We start from the raw sequence: 22,551 nt of genomic DNA on the forward strand, positions 1-22,551 counted from the left end.
CTCGTCGGGCCGATGAGGTTTGATCTGCTCCCGTCAGGGGATCCCTGACCTGCCGGCCCATCGCGGGCCGGCTTCACCACCACGGGGAGTCAGCACATGAGTTCATCTTCCAGAGGCGCCCTCGCGCGCCTCGTCGCAGGAGGGGTCGCCGCCTCGGTGGCCGCCGCAGGCATGGCGGTCGGCCTGGCCGCACCCGCCAACGCGGCCGTCTCGGTCAGCGGCAGCGTGATCGACCCGGCCGGCAACTACGCCAGCGGCTACGTCGCCGCCTACACCCTCGACGGCTCGTTCGTCACCGGCGACTCCTTCGACAACGGCGCCTTCGACCTGCCGCTGGCCGACGGGTCCTACAAGCTCGAGTTCGACTCGTCCGCCTACGCCAGTGAGTGGTACCGCGACAAGGTCGACGAGGCGTCCGCCGACGTCGTCACCGTCGCCGGTGCAGCCCAGGTGCTGCCCGCCTGGACCGTCGACCGCAGCCCCAGCGTGACGGGCGTGGTCCGCACGTCCGACGGGCGCGGGATCGCTGCCAGCATCGACGTGTTCAACGCCGCCACAGGGGTCCAGCTCGGCCGGGAGACGGCCGACCGGTCGGGCGCCTTCCGCGTCTCGGAGGACGTGCCGGTCAAGCTGTTCTTCAGCGGCTACGACAACCGCACGCGCAAGAACCTCGCCTCGGAGTGGTTCAACGACAAGATCTCGATCGACGCCGCGGACGTGGTCACGCCGACCGCAGCGGGCGCCGACCTCGGCGTCGTGACGCTCGCGCCCGGCGGCAGCGTCTCGGGTCGGGTCACCACCGAGGCCGGTGCGCCGATCCACCGGGTCCAGGCCTGCGCCAGCAGCGGTGGTTGCGACTGGACCGACGCAGGCGGCGTCTACCTCATCGAGGGCGTCCGGACCGGTACGCAGACGGTGAGCTTCCGAGACCCGATCGGCGAGTTCGTCCCCGAGTACTGGAACAACGCGTCGACGTCCGGGACCGCAACGCCTGTCGTGGTCGCACCGGGTCAGGCCGTCACAGGCATCGACGCCGCGCTGGCCGCCGCACCGGTGGTCGCGCCGAACGGCGTCGACGTGCGTGGCACGGTCCGCGACGAGCTCGGGGGCGTCGGCGTCGGCTATCCGGTCAACCTCTACACCGCGACTCCCGACCCCCGCGACTCGAAGGTCGTGGCCACGACCTACAGCAACCGGGCCGGTCAGTACTTCTTCACCGAGCTCGACCGGATCGGTGGCGTGACCCAGTTCAAGATCGAGGTGGACGGCACCGACGGCGACGGCGGCGCGGAGCAGCCTCGCGAGGACGGCGACTTCGCGCGCCGCACGACGTGGTCGGGCAACAAGCTCGACTTCGCCACTGCGGCGACCGTCACCGCGACGTCGGGGACCCTGGACTTCACGCTGCCGGTCGCCGGCGGTGTGAGCGGCAGCGTGACGAGCGACGCGGGCGGCGTGCCGGAGAACGCCGACGTGATCTTCACCGACAGCGACAACCGTGGGACCGGCTCGGCGAGAGTCGAGGTCGACGGCACCTACGACGAGCGCACGTTGTGGGCGGGCCAGTACACCGTCGCCTTCGGTGCCTACCTGCACGTCACGGAGTGGTGGAAGAACGCCCTGCCCGAGGATGCCCTCGCCATCACGGTGAAGCCCGGCCAGGTCGTCACCGGCATCTCCGCCTCGCTGTCGAAGGACGTCAAGGCCGTCGACCGTCCCGAGATCCTCGGCGACGCCTGGGTCGGCAGGACGCTGCGGGTCGACGCCGGACGCTGGAACACCCAGGCCGCGTCGCGCTTCACCTACGAGTGGCTCGTGGGTGGCAAGGTCGTCGCCACCGGCGCCTCGCTGAAGGTCGCCAAGAAGCACCTCGGCAAGAAGATCACGGCGCGGGTGACCAACGACGCCGGCTTCGCGCAGGGCCAGGCGCTCACCAAGGCGAGCGCGAAGGTCGGCCTCCAGCCCAGGCTCAAGGCCAAGGTCTCGGCCCGGTCCGCGGTGCTCACCCTCAAGGTGAAGTCTCTCAAGGCCAAGAAGGTGAAGGCGTCCGTCGTCGTCTACGAGCAGACCGGGACGACGAAGAACGGTGAGCCGAAGCTGAAGAAGATCGGCAAGGGCACGATCACCGGCGGCAAGGGCACCGTCCGCTTCAGCAAGCCGCTCGGCAAGGGCAAGCACCGGCTGGTGTTCTCCCTGAAGGGCAAGGGCAAGGTCGGGTCGGGCGACCTAGAGCAGAAGGTGAAGATCAAGCGCTGACCTGACGCGGCACCGCCGCTCCAGCAGCACCGCGAGGCCCCGGGACGAGCTCCCGGGGCCTCGTCGCCCTCCCCGGCCGACGCCCCACCCGCGGAACAACCGTCGGGGGCTCGTCGTTGGGCCTGCGTGAGCACCGGAGCCTGGATCGTCGTCGCCGCCGTCGTGCTCGCCCTCGGCCTCGGGCTGTGGCGCGCCGCGACGGACGGCCGCTTCCGCGGCACCCGTGCCGTACGCCGCCCGGGAGCCGACACCGGCCCGGGCCCGGACTCCATGCCCGCCGCGTCGCTTCCGGGGGCGGACCTCGTCGCTGCGGTCGGCGCGACACTGGGGGAGCGCGCCACCCTGGTGCAGTTCTCGAGCGCCTTCTGCGCACCCTGCCGCGCCACCCGGCGGGTCCTCGACGAGGTGACGGGCATCGTCGAGGGTGTCGCGCACGTCGAGGTCGACGCCGAGCACCACCTCGACGCGACGCGCGACTTCGGCATCCTCCGCACGCCGACCACCCTGGTGCTCGACGCGGCAGGTGCCGAGGTCACCCGGGCGACCGGGGCGCCGACGCGCGACCAGGTCCTGAGCGCTCTCGCGCGGGTCTGATCTCAGAATATGGATGCATGGGCCACATCGTGAGACGAGCCGGGGAGCACGGGGCACGACGGCCTACTGTCGTCGTCATGTCCTCGACCATGCTCACCAAGCGACGCGCAGTCGACCACTGCCGCGTGCGCTCGGCGCTGTGTCGAATGTCGTAGAGGTCCCCCGCTGACCTGAGCATCAAAGTCCATCAATCAACTGGACTATGCTCGCGGGAGGGACCCGGCGCCGGGTGACGTCCCGGCGCGCCCGGCCTCGCGCCGCGCCGACCGACCTCAGGAGAGACATGTCCACCAGCACGAGCCACACCGCGCCCGGCGTCGTCCGCCCCCCGGCTGGCCGCATCGACCCCCGCGGGCCGCAGTTCACCGCCGCCCTGACCGCGGTGGTGCTGGTCGCCGTCCTGCTGCTGCCCTCGCCGGCCGACGTCGTCCTGCTCGCCGTGCAGGCCGCCCTCTTCGCGCTCGGCGCCGTGCGCGGCGTGCAGCACACGCCCCACGCCTGGCTGTTCCGCACCGTCGTACGACCACGCTTGGCACCGCCCGCCGAGTGGGAGGACCCGCAGCCGCCGCGCTTCGCCCAGGCCGTGGGCCTCGCCTTCGCCCTCGTCGGGCTGGTCGCACTCCTGGCCGGCGCCACCGTCGTGGGCCAGGTCGCCGTCGGGCTCGCGCTCGTCGCCGCCCTGCTCAACGCCGTCTTCGCCTTCTGCCTGGGATGCGAGGTCTACCTGCTTCTCCGTCGCGTCACCGCCTGATCCACCCCGACTGTTCACCACCAGCAAGGAGCACACCACCATGAGCCGCGAGACCTCTCTCGTCACCGCCCAGTGGGTCGAGGACAACCTCGACACCGACGGCATCGTCCTCGTCGAGGTCGACGAGGACACCAGCGCCTACGACAAGGGCCACATCCAGGGCGCCATCAAGCTCGACTGGACGACCGACCTCCAGGACCAGGTCCGTCGCGACTTCGTCAACAAGGAGCAGTTCGAGGCGCTCCTCTCCGAGCGAGGTGTCTCCAACGACGACACCGTCGTCCTCTACGGCGGCAACAACAACTGGTTCGCTGCCTACGCCTACTGGTACTTCAAGCTCTACGGCCACCAGGACGTCAAGCTGCTCGACGGCGGCCGCAAGAAGTGGGAGCTCGACTCCCGCGAGCTCGTCTCCGAGCTGCCGACCCGCGCCGCGACGTCGTACACCGCCACGGAGCAGGACCACTCGATCCGCGCCTTCCGCGACGAGGCGGTCGCCGCCATCGGCGTGAAGAACCTGATCGACGTGCGCAGCCCCGACGAGTACGCCGGTCGGTTGCTCGCCCCGGCCCACCTCCCGCAGGAGCAGGCCCAGCGCGCCGGCCACGTCCCGACGTCGCTCAACGTGCCGTGGAGCAAGAACTGCAACGACGACGGCACCTTCAAGTCCGACGAGGAGCTCAAGGCCCTCTACGCCGAGGTCGGCATCGACGACTCCAAGGAGACGATCGCGCTGTGCCGCATCGGCGAGCGCTCCTCGCTCACCTGGTTCGTGCTCAAGGAGCTCCTCGGCCACCAGAGCGTGAAGAACTACGACGGTTCGTGGACCGAGTACGGCTCCCTCGTGGGCGTGCCCGTGGCCCTCGGCGACGAGCCCGGTGAAGCCTGATGTGCGGCGCCACTGAGGGCGGCCTGTCGCTCGACGGCGTCAACGTCGCCAAGGAGGCCGTGATCCAGGGCCAGGTCCTGCGTGGCCAGGAGCCCGTGCCGAACGCCTACGTCCGGCTGCTCGACCGCTCCGGCGAGTTCACCGCGGAGGTGCCGACCTCCGCGACCGGTCACTTCCGGTTCTTCGCCGGCGACGGCGAGTGGACGCTGCGCACGCTGGCGCCGAAGGCCGAGCCGGTCGACACGCGCGTCGTGGCCGCCACCGGCTCCGTCGCCGAGGTCCAGGTGCTCGTCTCCGCCTGAACGAGGGCCGACTCTCACAGGACCGTCAAGGAAGACGCCTCCTGCGCCACGTGCGCAGGAGGCGTTCTCCGCATTTTCGCCTCGAATCCTCCCAAGGCCGGCCGGCACCGTCGCGGTGACTCGTACCGTTGGGTAGCGGCCGACGAGGCGAGGAGGTGTGCCGTGCCGGTGACGACGCGTGCGCTCCCCACGGACGACCTCTGGCGTCTGACGGTGGAGCACTCCCCGGTCGGGATGGCGATCGTGTCCCCCGAGGGACACTTCCAGTTCGCCAACGTCGCGATGTGCGACATGCTCGGCTACGACCCCGAGGTGATGGCGACCCTCAGCTTCCACGACATCACGCACTCCGACGACCTCGCCAGCGACATGCGGCTGGTCGAGCAGTGCCTGGCGGGCGAGATCAGCTCCTACCGGATCACCAAGCGCTACGTGTGCGCCGACGGCACCATCGTGATCGGTGACCTGTCGGTCGCGCTGCTGCGCGACCCCGACGGCACCCCGATGCACTTCATCTCCCAGATCGCCGACCTCACCGAGCGGCACGCGTTCGTCGAGCGGCTCGACGCCGCCGAGGAGACGATCGAGTCCGAGCGCCGCAGGGCGGAGGCCGTCTTCGACTCCGTCGCGGTCGGCCTGCTCCTGCTCGACGCCGACGGTGCCTACCAGGCCTACAACACCCGCCACAGCGAGTTCATGGCGCTCGCCTTCCCCGACGGCCACCTCGGTCGCGTCGGACAGCTCGGCTTCCTCTACGACGCCGAGCAGACCCGGACGCTGACCTCGGAGGAGATGCCGACGGTGCGCGCGGTGGCGGGGGAGGAGTTCGACGACCTCCTCCTCTGGGTCGGCGAGGACCCGCAGACGCGCCGCGCCCTGTCCGTCTCGGCCCGCTCGGTCCGCGACCGCTTCGGTGCCTGTGCCGGCGCCGCGCTCGCCTACCAGGACGTCACCGACAAGATCCGTGCGGAGAAGGTCAAGGACGACTTCGTCTCGACGGTCTCGCACGAGCTCCGCACGCCCCTGACCTCCGCGCTGGCCTACCTCGAGCTCCTCGAGGAGTCCGCCGACGTGACCGACGACGGGCGGCACCAGGTCGTCGCCGCGCGCCGCAACGTGCTGCGGCTGTCCCACCTGGTGGCCGACCTGCTCTTCGCGACCCGCGCCACCGCCGGCTCCACGCTCATCGACCCCTACCGGCTCGACCTCGTCACCACGGTCGCCGAGGCGGTCGAGGCGGCGGGACCCGACGCCGAGCGGGCCGGCGTACGCCTCACGCTCGCGCAGCCTGCGTCGGTGTCCGTCGTCGCCGACGGGATGCGGCTGCGCCACGTCGTGGACAATCTGCTCGCCAACGCGATCCTCTACAGCCAGCGTGGCGGCGAGGTGCGCGTCGCCCTGGCCGACGGGCACGACCGCGTCGTGCTCACCATCGCCGACACCGGCGGGGGCATCGATCCCGACGACGTGGCGCGGGTCTTCGACCGCTTCTTCCGCGGCACCAACGCGCTGCGGCTCCAGGCCCCCGGAGCAGGTCTCGGCCTCGACATCGTGCGGACGATCGTCGAGGCCCACGGCGGCGAGGTGTCGCTCGAGAGCACCCCGGGCGTCGGCACCACGGTCGCCGTCATCCTGCCCCGCTGACGCTTGCGTGAGGCCGCTGTCCCAGCCCGGGGCGGCGGCCTACGAGCGCGCCCGCTCGCGGGCATCCGACCCCGGACGTGCGGGGACCCCCCGCGGGGGGAGCGGGGGGTCCGGGCGGCAACCGGGTGGGGACCGGTGCGTGTTCTCGCGAAGGGGGGTTCACGAGGTGCGTACCGCTGTCGACACAGGGAATTGACAACGGGACTTGCCCAAGTTTGCCAAACCAGAGAAGACTCCGCATCAGTTTTGACACTATTTCTCGTGCAGGAACTCGGGAGCTTGCCCACCCATCCAGCACCACCACCCCTTGGAGACCCCCATGAAGAGCAAGTCCGCCCGCGTCATCCTCGCCTCGATCGCCCTCGTCAGCCTGGCCGGCATGGCCGCTCCGGCCGAGGCCGCCCCGGCACGTCCGACGACGCTCAAGACCGGCTGGTGCTGCTGATCGGCGCACCTCGCCACGCACGACCAGCTCCACCCGATCGACCTGCACGACCCCGTAAGACACCCCGCACGACACCCCGCACGACACCCCGCACGTCAGCGTCAGCACCCACCCGAGACAACCCTGGAGATCCCCATGAACAGCAAGTCCGCCCGCCTGATCCTCGCCTCGATCGCCCTCGTGAGCCTGGCCGGCACGGCCGCTCCCGCGCAGGCCGCCCCGGCAGGCCCGACGACGCTCAGGACCGGCTGGTGCTGCTGACCGCAGGCACCGCTGCTCCATCCCCGGGCACCCCTGAAGCCCGACCGCTCCACCCTCACGCACGTCGACCCCACACCCCTGGAGACACCATGAACCGCAAGGCCACCCGCATCCTCGTCGCCACCATCGCCCTCGTCAGCCTGGCCGGCTTCGCCGGGCCCGTCGAGGCCGCGCAGGTCAACACGACCGCTCGGACCGGCTGGTGCTGCTGACGCCCGCTCGGGCTGACTGACGCCCGACCTCAGCTGCGGGCGAACGTGGTGACCGCCACGCGAGCCCGCAGCCCGGTCGACGCCGCCGCGCGCCGGTAGGCGTCCGAGGCCGCTTCGGCCTGCCCGATGCCGTTGAGGAGGTCGGCCAGGTCGAACCACAGCTGCGCGGCACCCTTGTCGGCACCGATGGCCGACAGGGTGAGCACCGCCTGCTGGAAGCACGAGCTCGCCTCTGCGGTGTCGCCCTCCGCCACGTGCGTGCTGCCCAGCAGGGCCCAGGCCTCCGCCTCGGCGAGTGGCAGGTGTCCGTTGGCGACGGTGTGCACCTGGGAGACCAGGTCCCGGCTCGCCGACACGTCTCCGGAGAGGAACGCGGCACGCGCGAGGCCGATCAGCACCTGGGCCCGGTCGGACGACGTGGACGCGCTCCACTCCATCTCGGCGGCGGCCTGCTCGAGGTTGCGTCGCGCGTCGTCGAGGGCGGGCGGGTCGAGCTCCAGCTGGAGACGGCCCACCTCGCCGCGCAGCAGCGCGAGGTTGCGGGCGTCCTGGCCCTCACCGAGCAGGGCGAGCGCGCGCTCGGCGAGCGGGACGGCGGTCGCCACGTCGCCGCGACGCGCCTGCATCGCGCTGGCGTTCCAGTAGGCGGACGCGCGGGCCCGCGGCGTGCCGAGCGACTCCGCGCGGGAGATGGCCTTGCGGCACATGCGCACGGCGTGTCCGGTGTCCCCGCGCTCGAAGTGGGCGGCGGCCAGGGTGACCGCCAGCTGCACGGCCTCGTCGGAGGAGTCCAGGCCGGTCTCCTCGACGCGGGTCATCACCCGCTCACCGCACTCGATGGCGCGACCCAGGTCACCGGACTCGCGGTAGATGCGACTGATCGCGATGCCGGCCTTGATCCGGGTCAGGCCGTCGGTGCGCTCGTCGTCGATCAGCACCTCGAGCTCGAGGATGGCGTCGTCGACGCTGTCGAGCGCCTCGAGGGCGCGGGCGCGCAGGAGGCGCCCGCGGTCGCGCATGTCGTCGACCTTGGCCGACGTCATCTGGGCCATGGCCTGGTCGAGGTGGGTCACCGCATCGACGGGCTGGCCCGACTCCAGCGACAGCTCGGCGTAGTCGAGTGCCAGGCGGATCTCGTCGACCACCCGTCGGTCCGCCAGGCCGAGCAGCGACTCAGGGGTCACGCCGAGGCGTTCGGCGAGCACCTCGAGCGCCGGAGCGGTGGGGCGGCGGTGGCCGGTCTCGATGCGCGACAGGTAGGCGATCGACATGAGGTCGGCGGCCACCTCGCCCTGCGTGAGGCCGCGGGCCTGGCGGGCAGAACGCAGACGACGGCCCAGTGCGACGCGGTCGGTCTGGGCGAGCATCTCGGCATGACGCGAGTCCATTCCGACATTCTGGGTCACGTTTGCCAACAACGTGTCATTTTCTGGCAAGTGAAACGACACCGGTCACCTACGACCGGGCAACACAGAGGGCCCCGACCGCGCGGTCGGGGCCCTGCTGGTGCTGATCGGGTGCCGGAGCGAACCGGCTGCGGCGTCAGCTGCCGCTGTTGATCATGCCGGCGCCGACGGTGACGCCGGTCGCCTCGTCGATCAGGATGAACGAGCCGGTGGTGCGGTTCTTCGAGTAGGGGTCGCACAGCAGCGGCACGGTGGTGCGCAGCTGGACACGGCCGATCTCGTTGAGCCCGAGCTCGCCGGCCTCCTGGTCGCGGTGCAGCGAGTTCACGTCGAGGCGGTACTGGATGTCCTTGACCATGGCACGACCGGTGCGCGTGGTGTGCTTGATGGCGAGCTTCTGGCGCGGGCGCAGCGGCTCGTTGGTCATCCAGCAGACCATCGCGTCGATGTCCTGGCTGGGCTTCGGCGCGTTCTTGACGCGGGCGATCATGTCGCCGCGCGAGACGTCGACGTCGTCCTCGAGCCGGACCGTCACCGACATCGGCGGGAACGCCTCGTCCACCTCACGGTCGAACAGGTCGATGCCCGAGATCTTCGACGTCATGCCGGAGGGCAGCACGATGACCTCGTCGCCCTTCTTCAGCACGCCGCCCGCGACCAGGCCGGCGTACCCGCGGTAGTCGTGGTGCTCGTCGGACTTGGGGCGTACGACGTACTGCACCGGGAAGCGCGTGTCGACGAGGTCGCGGTCGGAGGCCACGTGCACGTGCTCGAGGTGGTGCATGAGCGTCGGGCCGTGGTACCAGGGCGTGTTCTCCGAGCGGTCGACGACGTTGTCGCCGTTGAGCGCGGAGATCGGGATGACCTCGAGGTCGGGGATGTTGAGCTTCGTCGCGAACTGGGTGAACTCGCTGTGGATCCGCTCGTAGGTCTCCTGCGACCACTCGACGAGGTCCATCTTGTTGATGCAGAGGACCAGGTGCGGCACGCGCAGCAGCGAGAGCAGCACGGCGTGGCGGCGCGACTGCTCGGTGAGGCCGTGGCGGGCGTCGACGAGCACGAGGCCGAGGTCGGCGGTCGAGGCACCGGTGACCATGTTGCGGGTGTACTGCACGTGGCCCGGGGTGTCGGCGATGATGAACTTGCGGTTCGGGGTTGCGAAGTAGCGGTAGGCGACGTCGATCGTGATGCCCTGCTCGCGCTCCGAGCGCAGGCCGTCGGTGAGCAGCGACAGGTCGACGTAGCCGTGGCCCTTGTCCGTGGACGTCTTCTCCACGGCCTCGAGCTGGTCGGCGAAGATCGACTTGCTGTCGTAGAGCAGGCGACCGATCAGGGTCGACTTGCCGTCGTCGACCGAACCCGCCGTCGCGAAGCGGAGCAGGTCCATCTGGCCATCTGTGGCGCCCATCAGAAGTAGCCTTCCTTCTTGCGGTCTTCCATGGCCGCCTCGCTGAACCGGTCGTCACCGCGGGTCGCGCCGCGCTCGGTGACCCGGGCAGCCGCGACCTCCTCGATGATCTCGTCGATCGTGCTGGCGGTGGACTCCACGCAGCCGGTCAGGGTGATGTCGCCGCAGGTGCGGAAGCGCACCGTGCGCTCCTCGGCGACCTCGCCCGCGCGCAGCGGGTTGAGCGGCGTCTCGGTCATCAGCATGCCGTCGCGCTCGAAGACGCGGCGCTGGTGGCTGAAGTAGATGTCGGGGATCTCGATGCCCTCGCGGCCGATGTAGTCCCAGATGTCGAGCTCGGTCCAGTTCGAGATCGGGAAGATCCGCATGTGCTCGCCGGCGTGCAGGCGGCCGTTGTAGAGGCTCCACAGCTCGGGGCGCTGCATCTTCGGGTCCCACTGGCCGAACTCGTCGCGGTGGGAGTAGACGCGCTCCTTGGCGCGGGCCTTCTCCTCGTCGCGACGGCCACCACCGAAGGCGGCGGTGAAGCCGTTCTCCTCGATGGCGTTGAGCAGGGTGCCGGTCTGCATGCGGTTGCGGCTGGTCTTGCCGTCGTCGACCACGACCCCGTTGGCGATCGCGTCGTCGATCGAGGCCACGACCAGGCGCACGCCGAGGCGGTTGACCCAGTTGTCGCGGGTCTCCATGACCTCGGGGAAGTCCAGGCCCGTGTCCACCTGCAGGATCGGGAACGGGATCTTCGCCGGGTAGAAGGCCTTCTCGGCGAGGCGGAGCATGACGATGGAGTCCTTGCCACCCGAGAACATCAGGACCGGCTTCTCGAACTCGGCGGCGACCTCACGGAAGATGTGGATCGACTCCGCCTCGAGCTGGTCCAGCTGGCTCAGCTGGTAGTCGACGTGGGTGTTGGTCATGGTGAAGAGGGGGCCTCTCTAGTGACAGCAGCGTTCATCGTAGCGACGTGGCACGGCTCGGTGAATTCGCCTGCCCGGGCGTGGTCAGCCAGACTTGGCCAGATGAGTCGTGCCCCCCGTGCCTCGTCCCGCTCCCACGCTCCCTCGCGCCTGCTCGCAGGGCTCGTCGCCGTGGGCCTCGTCACGGCGGGATGCTCCTCCGACGGGGCCGCCACGCCGCCGTCGTACGACGCCAGCGACGCCGTCGAGGCGCGCGTGCTGCCCCAGATCGCCGCCAACGGCGAGGACACCGAGGCCGCCTCCGACGCCGCCTGGGTCGTCGACGCGACCATCGCCGACGTCGATGAAGGCACGACCGTCACCCTCTACGGCAGGACCGACGACGGGTGGGACGAGGTCGACGAGCAGGAGACCGACGCCGACGGGCAGGTCGCGCTGACGTCCACCGCGTCCGGTGACCTCCACGTGGTCGTCGGGTCGGGCGAGGACGCCATCGGCACCGAGGTCTCGACCAGTGACGCGCCCGAGGCGACCTTCACCGACGACTTCGACGAGAACTCCGTCGACGTCGAGGGCGGGCCCTGGGTGTCGCGCACGCAGGGCCACATCGGCGTACGGACGTGCTCGCGCGCCGGCGCCGACGCCGCCGAGGTCACCGACGGGGTGCTCCAGCTCAGCGTCATCGAGGACCCCGACATGAAGGGCGAGTGCCAGCTGCCCGGCCGCCGCAAGAAGTTCCCCTACCGGCTCAACGGCCACGTCGGCACCGAGGCGAGCTACGCCTTCACCTACGGCTACGCCGCCGCGCGGATCAGGACGCAGTCGGCGCGCGGCCAGCACGCGGCCTTCTGGATGCAGGCGGTCGGCGGGCAGCAGTCCGGCGGCCCGCAGAAGGGCGGCGCCGAGATCGACGTCATGGAGTACTTCGGCGACGACCACCCGCTCGGCGGCCTGACGCAGTTCACCTACTTCCTCGACAAGGCCGGCAAGAAGCAGACGGTCGGGGGCTGGATCCCCGACGTCGAGAAGTACGGCGACGACTGGTCCGAGCAGTACCACGTCTACTCCGTGGAGTGGACGCCCGAGGAGTACGTCTTCCGCATCGACGGCCAGGTCACCCAGCGGCTCGAGGGCCCCACGTCCGGTCGCCCGGAGTTCCTGATCCTGAGCCTGCTGTCGTCGGACTACGAGCTGCCGCGCTTCAACGGCGAGCTGCCCGAGCACATGGAGGTCGACTGGGCGCGCGCGTGGGAGACCGGCAAGCAGTGACTACCCGACCGCCCGGGACGGCGAGTCCAGGACGAGCGTGATCGGCCCGTCGTTGACGCTCTCGACCCGCATGTCCGCCCCGAACCGGCCTCGCTCGACGTGGGCGCCGAGGCGATCGAGCTCGGCGCAGACGGCGTCGTACAGCGGCTCGCTGACCGGGCCCGGCGCGGCCGACTGCCAGGTGGGGCGACGGCCCTTGCGCGCGTCGCCGTACAGCGTGAACTGGCTGACCACGAGCACCGGCGCCCCGACGTCGCTGGCGCTCCGCTCCTCGCGGAGCAGGCGCAGGTCCCAGACCTTGCGGGCGGTCCAGGCGACCTCCACGTCACCGTCGTCGTGGGTGATGCCGAGGTAGACCAGCAGGCCGGGTCGATCGAGCTCGCCGACCACCTCGCCGTCGACCCGGACGCTGGCGGAGAGGACCCGCTGGATGACCGCACGCATGGTGCAAGGATGCCGCCATGTCTGATGTGTTGCTGATCACCGTCGCCCCCACCGGGGCCGAGACCGCCAAGGCCGACTGCCCGCAGCTCCCCACCACCCCCGAGGAGATCGCCCGCACCGCCGCCGAGTGCGAGGCGGCCGGCGCCGCGATGATCCACCTCCACGTGCGCGACACCTCGCACGCGCCGACGCTCGACCAGGGGCTGCTGCGCGAGTGGGTGGCCGCCGTGCGCTCGTCGTCCTCCCTGGTGGTCCAGCTGTCCACCGGCGGATCGGTGCACGACCCGCTCGAGGAGCGGCTGAGGGTGCTCGACGCCGAGCCCGACTCGTGCAGCCTGACGATGGGCACGACGAACTTCGGTGACGACGTCTTCCTCAACCCGTGGCCCTTCGTGAAGGACCTCTACCAGCTCGCCCTGTCGCGCGGCGTCGCCCCGGAGTTCGAGCTGTTCGACCTCGGCCAGGTGCACGCGCTCGGGCGCCTCGTCCGGGAGTACGGCGTCCCCGCCGGCGGCAAGGTCCACGTCGACTTCGTGATGGGAGTCCCCGGCGGCATGCCGGGCACCGCCCCGGCGCTGGTCGCCGGCGTCGCGGCGCTCCCGCCGGAGGTGACCTCGTGGTCCGCCACCGGCATCGGCCGCTCGACCCTCGCCGTCGCGATGGCATCCCTGTCGATGGGCGGCCACCTCCGCGTCGGGATGGAGGACGTGCTCACCATCAGCCGCGGCGTACCGGTCGAGTCCAACGCCCAGCTCGTCTCCCGAGCCGTGGACCTCGGCCGGATCGCTCAGCGGTCCCCGATGACGCCTGCTCAGTGCCGGGAGCTCCTCGGGCTGTCCTGAGGCCGCAACCCGAGCGCGTCGTCCCGCGACACGCAGTACGACGTCCGCGACTCGCCGCACGCAAGGGCCGCGCGGCCGAGAAGCGGCCCCTCAGGCCGCGACCGGCAGCTCGAGAGCGTCCCGCACGTCGGCGACGACCTCGTGCGGGGAGAACATCACCTGCTCCCAGGTGAATCGCAGCACCGTCCACCCAGCGACGACGAGGGCGTTGTATCGCCGGCAGTCGTCGTCGTGGTCGACCTTGCCCGCGTGGTGCGCCCACGAGTTGGCCTCGATGGCGAGCGCGTGGAACGGGTCGGCGAGGTCGGGGTGGTAGGTGACGCCGCGGACGGTCGTGGCCCACTGGGGCACGACGGCGATGCCGGCCTCGATGAGGACGGCCCGGAGCACGGACTCGAACGGGTTGGCTGCGAGGGGCGTCGCATGGTCGAGCACGCGACGGACCTCGGGACGCAGGTCGCGGCGCAGCACCCGGGACAGGTCGTCGCCCGTGACGTCTCCGTGCCGCAGGGCGGAGTCAGCCACGGCGAGCGCCTCGTCGAACGGGAGCTCCTTCGCACAGTCCAGGACCGTGCGGAGCTTGCTCGTGGCCCAGCCATCCACCTCGTCGCGGGGCAGCTCGACCATCGTGAGCGAGGCGTCGACCGGGTGCTCCGGCTTGCGTGCGACTGCCAGCTCGGGCCAGCGCGGCGGCCACTTCATCTCCCAACCCCAGTGGGCGGCAGCGCTGAGTCCCCGCAGGTGGCCGTCGACCTCCGTCGCCGCCGACAGCGCCAGGTCCGCCGTCGGCAGGGCGTAGCGACCGCGGGAGACGTGGGTGATCCGGCCTCCGGCGACTGCGTCACGGAGACGTTTCCGCGTGGTGAGGGACAGGATCTGCGCGGTCGACCCGATCCCGCCGAGGCGGGTGAGTGCGGCGACCGGGTCCATGCCGCCGAGTGTGCTGTGCCCCGATCGATGACGCGAACAGCTCTCCACAGGGCCGCTGTTGCGCCGAGGTCCGGCCGACACGGCACACGCTGTCGCGACACGCCGCATGCTCGGCGCTGGCGTGCCGAGGATCGGCCCTTCCGCGGGTGCACGCAAGCTTTCGTCCGCGCCTAGGGACCGGAGTCGTCGACCTTCTTCATGCCGACCACGCCGGGGCGGTAGGACGGGTCCTCGAGCTGGGCGATGGTGGGGGATCCGAACATCGGCAGGCCCTGGGACTTGCGGAGGAACCCCCACACCACCGGGAGGACGAGCAGGACGGCGAGGCCGACGCCGGCGATGAGGATCGGGTGCGTCTCGTCCTCGCCCGCACCGAGCGGGGCCCAGCCGGCCTTGTCGAGGAGCGCCACGCCGCTCATGGTCAGCACCACGACGATGCCGCGGCGGATGAACGACTGCGGGACGCGCGGGGCGATGGCCGAGCCGATGAGCGTGCCGGGCACGGAGCCGAGCACGAGCGGGACGAGGATCGCCCAGTCGAGGCCGTGGAGGGCGATGTTGGAGATCGCGGCGGCCATGACGAGCGGGACGGCCTGGACGAGGTCGGTGCCGACGAGGCGGACCGCCGACAGGCCCGGGTAGAGCATCAGCAGCGCGATCATGATGACCGAGCCCGAGCCGACGCTGGTGATGCCGACGAGCAGTCCGCCGAGGGCGCCGACCAGGAGGGTCGGGATCGGGCGGATCGCAGGGTTGTCGTCGGGGTGGTCGCCGCCGCGGACGCGGAGCAGGTTGAGGTAGAGGCGCAGGGCGTACGTCGCCGCCGCCAGCAGCAGCGCGAAGCCGATGCAGAGCTTGAGCGTCTCGTCGATGTCCTCGGGCGAGACGACCCACGACACCAGGTGGGGGCCGAGCAGGGCCATCGGGATCGAGCCGATCATCAACCACTTGGCCAGCTGCATGTTGGGCGAGCCCTCGCGCTTGTGCACGATGGCGCCACCGGTCTTGTAGATCGCCGCGGCCGTCAGGTCGGCGGTGACGACCGTGGCGGCCTCGCCCACGCCGAGGAAGATCAGCGCGGGCGTCATCAGCGCACCGCCGCCCATGCCGGTCAGGCCGACCACGATGCCGACGAAGAAGCCCGCCGCGAGGATCGAGAAGAACGTGACGGTGATCCAGTCCATCAGGACTCCCGAGCGGTGAGGCGGGGGACGATGTCGCTCAACATGGCAGTGATTGTGCCCCTTGCCCGCTCCGCGGCCGCCTGGCCTCGCCGGTAGGGGTCGGCGACGTCGTGCCCGGGCGCGGCCGGCGCGCGACGGGTGCCGGCGGCGGTGACCAGCTCCCGGCCGCGCAGGTCGGGGATCTGCCCGATCGTCTCGGCGAACTGGCCGAGCGTGAAGAGCTTGCGGTGGTGCTGGGGGAAGTCGTCGAGGACGAACTGCCGGTGCACCGACGTCGCGGTGAGGACCAGGTCGGCCTCCGTGAGCAGCGCGGCCTCGAGGTGCTGGCTGCGGAACTCGCTGCTGTCGACGTGCGCCGGGAGGGTCGCCACCATGTCGGGGTTCATCGGCTCGCCGTCACGCGCGTGCGTGCCGGCGCTGCCGAAGTAGATCCGCGCGCCGCCGGCGAGGTCGCGCGCGAGCAGCTCCATCGTGGGTGAGCGGCAGATGTTGGCGGTGCACACGAACAACACCGCGAGGGAGTCAGGCACGGCTGTCCGTCGGCTGGGCCGTCAGGTGGAGGTAGCCGGCCTCGTCGAGCGCGACGAGCACGTCGTCGAGGGCGTCCTCGATGGTGCGCCCGGTCGTGTCGACGCGCACGGCGGCGTCGTCGGGCTCCTCGTAGGGAGAGGAGATGCCGGTGAACTCGGGGATCTCGCCGGCACGCGCCTTGGCGTAGAGGCCCTTGCGGTCGCGGCGCTCACACTCCTCGAGCGGCGTCGCGACGTGGACGAGGAAGAACGCCCCGCCCGCGTCCTCGACCATCGCGCGCACCTGCGCGCGGGTCTCGGCGAACGGCGCGATCGGCGAGCACACGGCCACGCCGCCGTGCCGTGAGATCTCGGCGGCGACCCAGCCGATCCGGCGGATGTTGGTCTCGCGGTCGGCCTTGGAGAAGGTGAGCCCGGCCGAGAGGTTGCGGCGCACGACGTCGCCGTCGAGGCTGGTGACCGAGCGACCCCCCTGCTCGAGCAGGAGGTCCATCAGGGCCCGGGCCAGCGTGGACTTGCCGCTGCCGGACAGGCCGGTGAAGAAGAGCACGAGGCCCTGGTCGGCGGGCTCGGGCTGGTCGGCGGCCACGATCTCGGCGATCCCCGCGGGGAAGGTGTCGCTGGTCGACGACGGAGCCCCGGCGCCGGTCACGAGGCCGTTGTCCGCGAGGGCGTGGACCGGGTCGCCGGCGGCGTACGTCTCGAGCACCTGGGCGCCCAGGGCGTGGTCGGCGTCGGCGTCCCCGTGCGAGGGGAGGGGTACGGCGACCACGCTGGCGTCGTCGAGCAGCTCGGCCGCGGCGAGGGTGGCCCGCACGAGCGCGACGGGCGAGAGCTCGGCCGTGCCGGTGCCCACCAATGCCACGAGCACCGCGCGGCCCAGGCTGCGCAGCTCGTCGAGGTCGGCCTCGGTGAGCGCGTCGACGACGGGGACGAACGTGGCGCCGGCGTGCTGCTCCCGCACCTGCGTGGGCGTGAGGTGCAGCCGGCGGAAGGGGCCGTACTGGGCGTGGGTCAGGGGGGTCAGCGTGCCGTCGCCCGCGACCCGGGCGAGCGGCAGCCCCTCGGGGTCGACGAGCTCGGCCTCGACGGCGCCGTCGGGCAGGTCGAGGGTGACCGCGCTCCCGGGTGCGTTGAAGCGGTCGAGGGGGGCGTAGGCGCCGGAGACCAGGAGCTCCAGGTCGTCGAGCTCGGTCGGCGTGGGGCAGTGCTGGATCACCCGCGCATCCTCTCACTGGTGGCAGATAGCCTGCGCCCCATGCCTGCCGCTGGTCTGCCCGTCGTCGCTGAGATCGTCCGCTCGGGATTCGTGGAGGGCCACCACTACGGCTCGATCGTCGCGCTGGCTGCCGACGGGTCGGTCGACTGGTCGGTGGGCGAGGTCGTCGCGCCGGTGCTGCCGCGCTCGAGCAACAAGCCGATCCAGGCGCTGGCGATGGTCGAGCTCGGCCTCGACCTCCCCGACGACCTGCTCGCCCTGGCCTGCGCCTCGCACTCCGGCGAGCCGTTCCACGTGGACGGCGTACGTCGCACGCTGGCGTCTGCCGGGCTCGACGAGTCGGCCCTGCGGACCCCGCCCGACTACCCGCTCGACGACGCGGCGCGCGAGGCCGTGCTCCGGGCCGGCGGGGAGAAGTCGCCGATCCTGATGAACTGCTCGGGCAAGCACGCGGCGATGCTCGCGACCTGCGTGGTCCGCGGGTGGGACACCGCGACCTACCTCGACCCGCACCACCCCCTGCAGGTGGCGACCATCGAGACCTTCGCCCGCCTGACCGGCGAGCCGGTCGACACCGTCGCCGTCGACGGCTGCGGGGCACCGCTCCTGTCGACCTCCCTGACCGGGCTCGCCCGCGCGTTCGCCGCGCTCGCCACTGCGACGGAGGGTCCCGAGCAGCGCATCGCGGAGGCGATCCGCCGGCACCCGGAGCTCGTCAGCGGCACGACGCGTGACGAGCTGACGCTCCACCGGGCGGTCCCGGGCCTGATCGGCAAGGCCGGTGCCGAGTCGGTGTACGCCGTCGCGCTGCCCGACGGCCGGGCGTGGGCGCTCAAGACCGACGACGGCGCCCCGCGCGTGCGCCCCGTGCTGATGGCCGAGGCGCTGCGTCGCTCGGGCGTCCTGGCCGAGGACGGCGTGGACGCCGCTGCCGTCGAGGGCACGGGCCGGCTCGACCTCCTCGGCGGCGGGAAGCCCGTCGGCGAGATCCGTGCTTGCTTCTAGCTAGCACCTGGAGTCCAGTTCCCATTGGCTTGGTGACGATGGTCACCGTCCCGGTGTTTGCATTTTGCTAACAAGTGTTAGCACACTGGAGGCATGGTCAAGGAGAAGATCGGCGAGCTCGGCGACTACCTGAAGGAGCAGCGACTCGCAGCCAAGCTGTCGCTGCGACAGCTCGCCGACCAGGTCGGGGTCAGCAACCCCTACCTGAGCCAGATCGAGCGCGGTCTCCGCAAGCCGTCGGCCGAGGTGCTCCAGCAGCTCGCCCGCGCCCTGCGGGTCTCCGCCGAGCAGCTCTACGTGCGCGCCGGCATCGTCCACCCGGACACCGCCGAGGCGGGAGGTGTCGAGCTCGCGATCCTCGCGGACGCCGGCCTCACCGAGCGGCAGAAGCACTCGCTGCTCGACGTCTACGCGTCCTTCCAGGCGCTCAACGAGCGCGACGCCCGACCCACCGACCCTGCATGACCAGCACATCCGACCAGCAGCACCCAACCAAGGAGAACCACATGGCCACCAACCTCAAGAACCAGGCACTCAAGCCCGTCCTCGCCGGTGTCGGCGTGACCGACCTCGCTGTCGAGGCCGTCCGCGAGGCCGTCGCCGACGTGCAGAAGCGCGTCGCGGCCGTGCAGGAGCGCGCCACGCGCACCGCTGCCGACCCCAAGGCCGTCGTCAACGCCCGGGTCGACGCCCTCGCGAAGGACGCCCAGGCTCGTCGCGCCGCCGTCGAGGCCCGCGTCGCCGAGCTCCAGGCCTACCCCGGCAAGGTCTCCTCGCTGGTCGACGACAACGTCGCGGCCGCGAACGCTGCCTACGCCGACCTCGTCAAGCGCGGCGAGTCCCTCGTGGGCCGGATCCGTCGCCAGGAGTCGACCGTCGCCGCCCGGGAGTCCGCGAAGACCACGGTCTCCAAGGCCAAGACCACCGCGACCCAGGCCAGGAAGGCCGCGGACGCCACCGCCACGGCCGCTGACCGGACCTCCGCCACGAAGGTCGCCCCGAAGCCCAGGCCGACCGCCAAGAAGGCGACCCAGAAGGCCGCCGGCAAGAAGGCCGCCGCGACGACCGCGCGCAAGAGCGCCGCGAAGAAGACCGCGACCGCCCAGAGCAGCGCCAAGGCCACCGCCACCGCGGCGAAGAAGACCGCCACGAACGCTGCCCAGGCCGTCGTCGAGGCCGCCGAGAAGGTCGGCGACTGAAGAGCCGCCGAGGCTGACCCGGGTCAGCTCTCGTTGTTCTGAGACGAAGGGCCTCCGTCCGGTGGACGGAGGCCCTTCGCACCTTCGCCTACGCTGTCCTTGTGCAACCGTGGATCTTCGAGAGCTGGCTGATGCTGGGCGTGCTCGTGATCGCCCTCGCGATCAAGGGCTTCGCGTTCGTCAACGCGTTGACCTTCTCCGTCGAGGCCTACGACGCCGCGGGCAAGCTGACCAAGCAGGCGTGGTGCCTGATCACCGGCCTCGGCTTCGCCGCGCAGCTCGTGCTGCTCGGCTCACCGCTGGGCATCATCAACCTGATCTTCACCATCGCCGCGCTGGTCTACCTCGCCGACGTGCGCCCCGCGCTGCGCGAGGTCACCTCGGGTCGTCGCTGACCCGCATCGGCCCGCGTCAGCCCAGGTAGCGGTCGAGCGCGGCGAGCGCGTCCTCGGGCTCGAAGCCGGTGGCGCGGATCTTCTCCAGCGACATCGCCGAGTTGAGCGGTCGCGGCGCGAACGGGTTGCCCTGCGCCAGCACCCCCTCGGCGTACGCCTCCGTGGTGGTCCCGGAGACGTCGTCGGCGCTGCGGCCGGAGCGCTCGAAGACCGCCTGGGCGATCTCTTGCCACGACATGGCCGGGCCGCCGTTGGAGAGGTTGTAGGTGCCGAACGGAGCGCCCGTCGTGATCAGGTGGCTGATGCCGCGGACGAGCTCCTCGGTGAAGGTGAGCCGCCCGACCTGGTCGTCGACCACGCTCGGCGACACGCCCTTCTCGGCGAGCGACTGCATCGTGCGCACGAAGTTCTTGCCGTCGCCGATCACCCAGCTGGTGCGGATCAGGTAGTGGCGCGGGGCCAGTCCGACGGCGAGGTCACCGGCGGCCTTCGACTGCGCGTAGACGCCGAGCGGCGAGAGCGGCTCGTCCTCGGTGTGCCCGGGGTCGAGTGCGGCGGTGCCGTCGAAGACGTACTCCGACGAGACGTGCACCAGCGTGAAGCCGTGCTCGCGCGCGAGCCGCGCCAACGTCGCGGGGGCGGTCGAGTTCGCCGCCCAGGCGGCGACGCGGCCCTCGGTGGTCTCGGCGGCGTCGACGGCGGTGTAGGCCGCGGCGTTGAGCACCAGGGCGTACTCGTGCCACGGCCAGGCGGCCACGGCGGCCGGGTCGGTCAGGTCGAGCGACGTCACGCCCTCGCCCGCGAAGAGGTCGACGCGGTCGGCGTCGGGGTGCTCCGCGTGGAGCGCGCGGCCGAGCTGGCCGAGGGCACCCACGACGAGCGTCTTCTTCGGCTTCATCGGCACGACGTCACCCAGGCGCGGGTTGTTGTGGTCCTTCTCGGAGATCTCCGCCTCGTCGAGCGGGATCGGCCACGGGATGCCCGCGGTCTCGTCGCCGAGGTGGAGGGCCGGGTAGGCCACGCCGGGGCGCCAGTGGTCGTTGACGAGGTAGGTGTAGGCGGTGCCGTCTTCGAGCGCCTGGTAGGAGTTGCCCACCCCGCGCGGCACGAAGACGGCGACCGAGGGGTCGACCTCGGTCGAGAAGGTCGTGCCGAACGACTCGCCCTCGCGCATGTCGACCCAGGCGCCGAAGATCCGCCCGGTCGCCAGCGACACGAACTTGTCCCACGGCTCGGTGTGGATGCCGCGGGTCGCGCCCCGGGAGGCGTTGAACGAGATGTTGTTCTGCACGGGGCCGAAGTCGGGCAGGCCGAGGGCCACCATCTTCTCGCGCTGCCAGTTCTCCTTGAACCAGCCGCGGGCGTCGCCGTGCAGGGGCATCCGGACGACGAGCAGGCCCGGGATCGGGGTCGTCTCGACGCGCAGCTCGTTGGTGCGGGCCTCAGCCATCACTGGCCCTTCTGCGCGTACTTCGCCTCGGTCGCGTCCTTGTGGGGGCGCCACCAGTCCTCGTGCTCCTGGTACCACGCGATGGTGTTGGCCAGGCCGGACTCGAAGTCCTGGAACTGCGGCTGCCAGCCGAGCTCCTGGCGCAGCTTGCCGGACTCGATGGCGTAGCGCAGGTCGTGGCCGGCGCGGTCGGTGACGTGGTCGAACTCGTCGGCGCCCTTGCCCATCAGCGTGAGGATCAGGCGGACGACCTCGAGGTTGTTCTTCTCGCCGTCGGCGCCGATCAGGTACGTCTCGCCGATCTCGCCCTTGGTGAGGATGGTGAGGACGGCCGAGGAGTGGTCGTCGGCGTGGATCCAGTCGCGGACGTTCTCGCCCGAGCCGTAGAGCTTGGGGCGGATGCCGTCGATGACGTTGGTGATCTGGCGTGGGATGAACTTCTCGATGTGCTGCCAGGGGCCGTAGTTGTTCGAGCAGTTCGACACCGTCGCCCGCACGCCGAAGCTGCGGACCCAGGCGCGCACGAGGTGGTCGGAGCCGGCCTTCGACGCGGAGTAGGGCGAGGACGGGTTGTAGGGCGTGTCCTCGGTGAAGCGCTTCGGGTCGTCGAGTTCGAGGTCGCCGTAGACCTCGTCGGTCGAGACGTGGTGGAGGCGCTTGTCGTGCTTCCGCACCGCCTCGAGGATCGTGTAGGTGCCGAGGATGTTCGTCTTGATGAACGGGCTCGGGTCGTTGAGCGAGTTGTCGTTGTGCGACTCCGCCGCGTAGTGGACGACCGCGTCGTGCGCCGCGACCAGCGGGTCGACGGTCTCCTCGTCGGCGATGTCGCCGACGACCAGCTGCACCCGGTCCTCGGGCAGCCCGGCCAGCGACTCCTTCGAGGCGGCGTAGGTCAGCTTGTCGAGGACGGTGACGTTGAGGTCGGTGTGCTCGACGAGGTGGTGCACGAAGTTCGATCCGATGAACCCCGCGCCCCCGGTCACAAGAAGGCGTTCCATGGCC

Annotated in this window: 25 protein-coding genes; 15 read left to right on the plus strand and 10 right to left on the minus strand. The window is 71.1% G+C overall.

All coding sequences use genetic code 11. From position 1 onward, the window contains the following. Positions 1 to 96: 96 nt before the first annotated feature. From EUA93_RS09700 to EUA93_RS22220, 9 genes are all read left to right on the plus strand, one after another. A complete protein-coding gene (locus EUA93_RS09700; protein ID WP_129399940.1) occupies positions 97 to 2,256 on the plus strand; it encodes a carboxypeptidase regulatory-like domain-containing protein in 2,160 nt (719 codons plus the stop codon). Between the two features lie 126 nt (positions 2,257 to 2,382). Then, the gene (locus EUA93_RS09705; RefSeq protein ID WP_129399941.1) at positions 2,383 to 2,850 is read left to right on the plus strand and encodes a TlpA family protein disulfide reductase; all 468 of its coding nucleotides are present in this window, start codon (positions 2,383 to 2,385) and stop codon (positions 2,848 to 2,850) included. 283 nt (positions 2,851 to 3,133) lie between these two features. Beyond that, complete coding sequence (locus EUA93_RS09710; protein ID WP_129399942.1) at positions 3,134 to 3,601, plus strand: DUF4395 domain-containing protein; 468 nt, start codon at positions 3,134 to 3,136, stop codon at positions 3,599 to 3,601. A gap of 40 nt (positions 3,602 to 3,641) precedes the next feature. After that, the gene (locus tag EUA93_RS09715; protein ID WP_129399943.1) at positions 3,642 to 4,490 is read left to right on the plus strand and encodes a sulfurtransferase; all 849 of its coding nucleotides are present in this window, start codon (positions 3,642 to 3,644) and stop codon (positions 4,488 to 4,490) included. Further along, positions 4,490 to 4,792 carry a DUF1416 domain-containing protein gene (locus EUA93_RS09720; RefSeq protein ID WP_129399944.1) on the plus strand — a complete coding sequence of 101 codons (303 nt, stop codon included), beginning with the start codon at positions 4,490 to 4,492 and terminating at the stop codon, positions 4,790 to 4,792. The genes EUA93_RS09715 and EUA93_RS09720 overlap by 1 nt, the downstream gene beginning before the upstream one ends. 162 nt (positions 4,793 to 4,954) lie before the next feature. After that, complete coding sequence (locus EUA93_RS09725; protein WP_129399945.1) at positions 4,955 to 6,436, plus strand: sensor histidine kinase; 1,482 nt, start codon at positions 4,955 to 4,957, stop codon at positions 6,434 to 6,436. 319 nt (positions 6,437 to 6,755) lie between these two features. Next, positions 6,756 to 6,881 (plus strand): hypothetical protein, encoded by a 126-nt coding sequence (locus EUA93_RS22210; RefSeq protein ID WP_275937866.1) that lies wholly within the window; start codon positions 6,756 to 6,758, stop codon positions 6,879 to 6,881. 135 nt (positions 6,882 to 7,016) lie between these two features. Next, positions 7,017 to 7,142, plus strand: a complete 126-nt coding sequence (locus tag EUA93_RS22215) for a hypothetical protein (RefSeq protein WP_275937867.1) — start codon at positions 7,017 to 7,019, stop codon at positions 7,140 to 7,142. An 89-nt stretch (positions 7,143 to 7,231) separates the two neighbouring features. Then, positions 7,232 to 7,354, plus strand: a complete 123-nt coding sequence (locus EUA93_RS22220) for a hypothetical protein (protein ID WP_275937868.1) — start codon at positions 7,232 to 7,234, stop codon at positions 7,352 to 7,354. A 29-nt stretch (positions 7,355 to 7,383) separates the two neighbouring features. Here EUA93_RS22220 and EUA93_RS09730 read toward each other — a convergent pair whose 3' ends face one another. The 3 genes from EUA93_RS09730 to cysD all read right to left on the minus strand — a co-directional run bounded on the left by EUA93_RS09730 (position 7,384) and on the right by cysD (position 11,082). Next, a complete protein-coding gene (locus tag EUA93_RS09730; RefSeq protein ID WP_129399946.1) occupies positions 7,384 to 8,742 on the minus strand; it encodes a helix-turn-helix domain-containing protein in 1,359 nt (452 codons plus the stop codon). 154 nt (positions 8,743 to 8,896) lie between these two features. After that, positions 8,897 to 10,168, minus strand: a complete 1,272-nt coding sequence (locus tag EUA93_RS09735; RefSeq protein ID WP_242497309.1) for a sulfate adenylyltransferase subunit 1 — start codon at positions 10,166 to 10,168, stop codon at positions 8,897 to 8,899. Next, entirely contained in the window at positions 10,168 to 11,082 is a 915-nt protein-coding gene (gene cysD / locus EUA93_RS09740) for a sulfate adenylyltransferase subunit CysD (protein ID WP_129399947.1), read from the minus strand. The genes EUA93_RS09735 and cysD overlap by 1 nt, the downstream gene beginning before the upstream one ends. A 102-nt stretch (positions 11,083 to 11,184) precedes the next feature. Here cysD and EUA93_RS09745 point away from each other — a divergent pair, with 102 nt between their 5' ends. Then, on the plus strand, positions 11,185 to 12,351 hold the full coding sequence (locus tag EUA93_RS09745) for a glycoside hydrolase family 16 protein (protein ID WP_129399948.1): 1,167 nt from the start codon (positions 11,185 to 11,187) through the stop codon (positions 12,349 to 12,351). On the opposite strand, the gene dtd is transcribed toward EUA93_RS09745, so the two are convergent. Beyond that, positions 12,352 to 12,795 (minus strand): D-aminoacyl-tRNA deacylase, encoded by a 444-nt coding sequence (gene dtd, locus EUA93_RS09750; RefSeq protein WP_129399949.1) that lies wholly within the window; start codon positions 12,793 to 12,795, stop codon positions 12,352 to 12,354. It abuts the gene before it with no gap. 17 nt (positions 12,796 to 12,812) lie between these two features. Between dtd and EUA93_RS09755 the strand changes: the two genes are divergently transcribed. Then, positions 12,813 to 13,637 (plus strand): beta-keto acid cleavage family enzyme, encoded by an 825-nt coding sequence (locus EUA93_RS09755; RefSeq protein ID WP_129399950.1) that lies wholly within the window; start codon positions 12,813 to 12,815, stop codon positions 13,635 to 13,637. Between the two features lie 90 nt (positions 13,638 to 13,727). Here EUA93_RS09755 and EUA93_RS09760 read toward each other — a convergent pair whose 3' ends face one another. The 4 genes from EUA93_RS09760 to cysC form a co-directional block, all read right to left on the minus strand. Beyond that, positions 13,728 to 14,567 carry an endonuclease domain-containing protein gene (locus EUA93_RS09760; RefSeq protein ID WP_165355109.1) on the minus strand — a complete coding sequence of 280 codons (840 nt, stop codon included), beginning with the start codon at positions 14,565 to 14,567 and terminating at the stop codon, positions 13,728 to 13,730. A gap of 170 nt (positions 14,568 to 14,737) precedes the next feature. Beyond that, the gene (locus EUA93_RS09765) at positions 14,738 to 15,751 is read right to left on the minus strand and encodes a sulfite exporter TauE/SafE family protein (RefSeq protein ID WP_242497310.1); all 1,014 of its coding nucleotides are present in this window, start codon (positions 15,749 to 15,751) and stop codon (positions 14,738 to 14,740) included. Then, positions 15,751 to 16,281 carry an arsenate reductase/protein-tyrosine-phosphatase family protein gene (locus EUA93_RS21990; RefSeq protein ID WP_165355110.1) on the minus strand — a complete coding sequence of 177 codons (531 nt, stop codon included), beginning with the start codon at positions 16,279 to 16,281 and terminating at the stop codon, positions 15,751 to 15,753. Before EUA93_RS21990 ends, EUA93_RS09765 begins: the two co-directional genes overlap by 1 nt. After that, positions 16,274 to 17,500, minus strand: a complete 1,227-nt coding sequence (cysC, locus tag EUA93_RS09770) for an adenylyl-sulfate kinase (protein WP_242497311.1) — start codon at positions 17,498 to 17,500, stop codon at positions 16,274 to 16,276. The genes EUA93_RS21990 and cysC overlap by 8 nt, the downstream gene beginning before the upstream one ends. Before the next feature lie 39 nt (positions 17,501 to 17,539). Between cysC and EUA93_RS09775 the strand changes: the two genes are divergently transcribed. The 4 genes from EUA93_RS09775 (at position 17,540) to EUA93_RS09790 (ending at position 20,099) form a co-directional block, all read left to right on the plus strand. After that, on the plus strand, positions 17,540 to 18,505 hold the full coding sequence (locus tag EUA93_RS09775; RefSeq protein ID WP_129399953.1) for an asparaginase: 966 nt from the start codon (positions 17,540 to 17,542) through the stop codon (positions 18,503 to 18,505). A 93-nt stretch (positions 18,506 to 18,598) separates the two neighbouring features. After that, positions 18,599 to 18,970 (plus strand): helix-turn-helix domain-containing protein, encoded by a 372-nt coding sequence (locus EUA93_RS09780; RefSeq protein ID WP_129399954.1) that lies wholly within the window; start codon positions 18,599 to 18,601, stop codon positions 18,968 to 18,970. Next, entirely contained in the window at positions 18,967 to 19,704 is a 738-nt protein-coding gene (locus EUA93_RS09785) for a hypothetical protein (protein ID WP_129399955.1), read from the plus strand. The genes EUA93_RS09780 and EUA93_RS09785 overlap by 4 nt, the downstream gene beginning before the upstream one ends. A 101-nt stretch (positions 19,705 to 19,805) precedes the next feature. Further along, positions 19,806 to 20,099, plus strand: a complete 294-nt coding sequence (locus tag EUA93_RS09790) for a DUF2516 family protein (RefSeq protein ID WP_207208647.1) — start codon at positions 19,806 to 19,808, stop codon at positions 20,097 to 20,099. A 16-nt stretch (positions 20,100 to 20,115) separates the two neighbouring features. Here the strand turns inward: EUA93_RS09790 and EUA93_RS09795 are convergent, their stop codons facing one another. Further along, on the minus strand, positions 20,116 to 21,549 hold the full coding sequence (locus EUA93_RS09795; RefSeq protein WP_129399956.1) for a sugar nucleotide-binding protein: 1,434 nt from the start codon (positions 21,547 to 21,549) through the stop codon (positions 20,116 to 20,118). Continuing rightward, positions 21,549 to 22,547, minus strand: a complete 999-nt coding sequence (gene rfbB, locus EUA93_RS09800) for a dTDP-glucose 4,6-dehydratase (protein WP_129399957.1) — start codon at positions 22,545 to 22,547, stop codon at positions 21,549 to 21,551. The genes EUA93_RS09795 and rfbB overlap by 1 nt, the downstream gene beginning before the upstream one ends. Positions 22,548 to 22,551: the final 4 nt, after the last annotated feature.

The organism is Nocardioides oleivorans, from assembly GCF_004137255.1.
Taxonomy (GTDB): Bacteria; Actinomycetota; Actinomycetes; order Propionibacteriales; family Nocardioidaceae; genus Nocardioides; species Nocardioides oleivorans.

What these genes read in the sequence shown, in the direction of transcription:
- EUA93_RS09775 (WP_129399953.1), top strand. Translation starts at nt 17,540, where the DNA reads ATGCCTGCCGCTGGTCTGCCCGTCGTCGCTGAGATCGTCCGCTCGGGA.
- rfbB (WP_129399957.1), bottom strand. Translation starts at nt 22,547, where the DNA reads ATGGAACGCCTTCTTGTGACCGGGGGCGCGGGGTTCATCGGATCGAAC.
- EUA93_RS09795 (WP_129399956.1), bottom strand. Translation starts at nt 21,549, where the DNA reads ATGGCTGAGGCCCGCACCAACGAGCTGCGCGTCGAGACGACCCCGATC.
- EUA93_RS09715 (WP_129399943.1), top strand. Translation starts at nt 3,642, where the DNA reads ATGAGCCGCGAGACCTCTCTCGTCACCGCCCAGTGGGTCGAGGACAAC.
- EUA93_RS09710 (WP_129399942.1), top strand. Translation starts at nt 3,134, where the DNA reads ATGTCCACCAGCACGAGCCACACCGCGCCCGGCGTCGTCCGCCCCCCG.
- EUA93_RS22215 (WP_275937867.1), top strand. Translation starts at nt 7,017, where the DNA reads ATGAACAGCAAGTCCGCCCGCCTGATCCTCGCCTCGATCGCCCTCGTG.
- EUA93_RS09755 (WP_129399950.1), top strand. Translation starts at nt 12,813, where the DNA reads ATGTCTGATGTGTTGCTGATCACCGTCGCCCCCACCGGGGCCGAGACC.
- EUA93_RS22210 (WP_275937866.1), top strand. Translation starts at nt 6,756, where the DNA reads ATGAAGAGCAAGTCCGCCCGCGTCATCCTCGCCTCGATCGCCCTCGTC.
- dtd (WP_129399949.1), bottom strand. Translation starts at nt 12,795, where the DNA reads ATGCGTGCGGTCATCCAGCGGGTCCTCTCCGCCAGCGTCCGGGTCGAC.
- EUA93_RS09745 (WP_129399948.1), top strand. Translation starts at nt 11,185, where the DNA reads ATGAGTCGTGCCCCCCGTGCCTCGTCCCGCTCCCACGCTCCCTCGCGC.
- EUA93_RS09735 (WP_242497309.1), bottom strand. Translation starts at nt 10,168, where the DNA reads ATGGGCGCCACAGATGGCCAGATGGACCTGCTCCGCTTCGCGACGGCG.
- EUA93_RS09760 (WP_165355109.1), bottom strand. Translation starts at nt 14,567, where the DNA reads ATGGACCCGGTCGCCGCACTCACCCGCCTCGGCGGGATCGGGTCGACC.
- EUA93_RS22220 (WP_275937868.1), top strand. Translation starts at nt 7,232, where the DNA reads ATGAACCGCAAGGCCACCCGCATCCTCGTCGCCACCATCGCCCTCGTC.
- EUA93_RS09765 (WP_242497310.1), bottom strand. Translation starts at nt 15,751, where the DNA reads ATGGACTGGATCACCGTCACGTTCTTCTCGATCCTCGCGGCGGGCTTC.
- cysD (WP_129399947.1), bottom strand. Translation starts at nt 11,082, where the DNA reads ATGACCAACACCCACGTCGACTACCAGCTGAGCCAGCTGGACCAGCTC.
- EUA93_RS09730 (WP_129399946.1), bottom strand. Translation starts at nt 8,742, where the DNA reads ATGGACTCGCGTCATGCCGAGATGCTCGCCCAGACCGACCGCGTCGCA.
- EUA93_RS09780 (WP_129399954.1), top strand. Translation starts at nt 18,599, where the DNA reads ATGGTCAAGGAGAAGATCGGCGAGCTCGGCGACTACCTGAAGGAGCAG.
- EUA93_RS09785 (WP_129399955.1), top strand. Translation starts at nt 18,967, where the DNA reads ATGACCAGCACATCCGACCAGCAGCACCCAACCAAGGAGAACCACATG.
- EUA93_RS09720 (WP_129399944.1), top strand. Translation starts at nt 4,490, where the DNA reads ATGTGCGGCGCCACTGAGGGCGGCCTGTCGCTCGACGGCGTCAACGTC.
- EUA93_RS09700 (WP_129399940.1), top strand. Translation starts at nt 97, where the DNA reads ATGAGTTCATCTTCCAGAGGCGCCCTCGCGCGCCTCGTCGCAGGAGGG.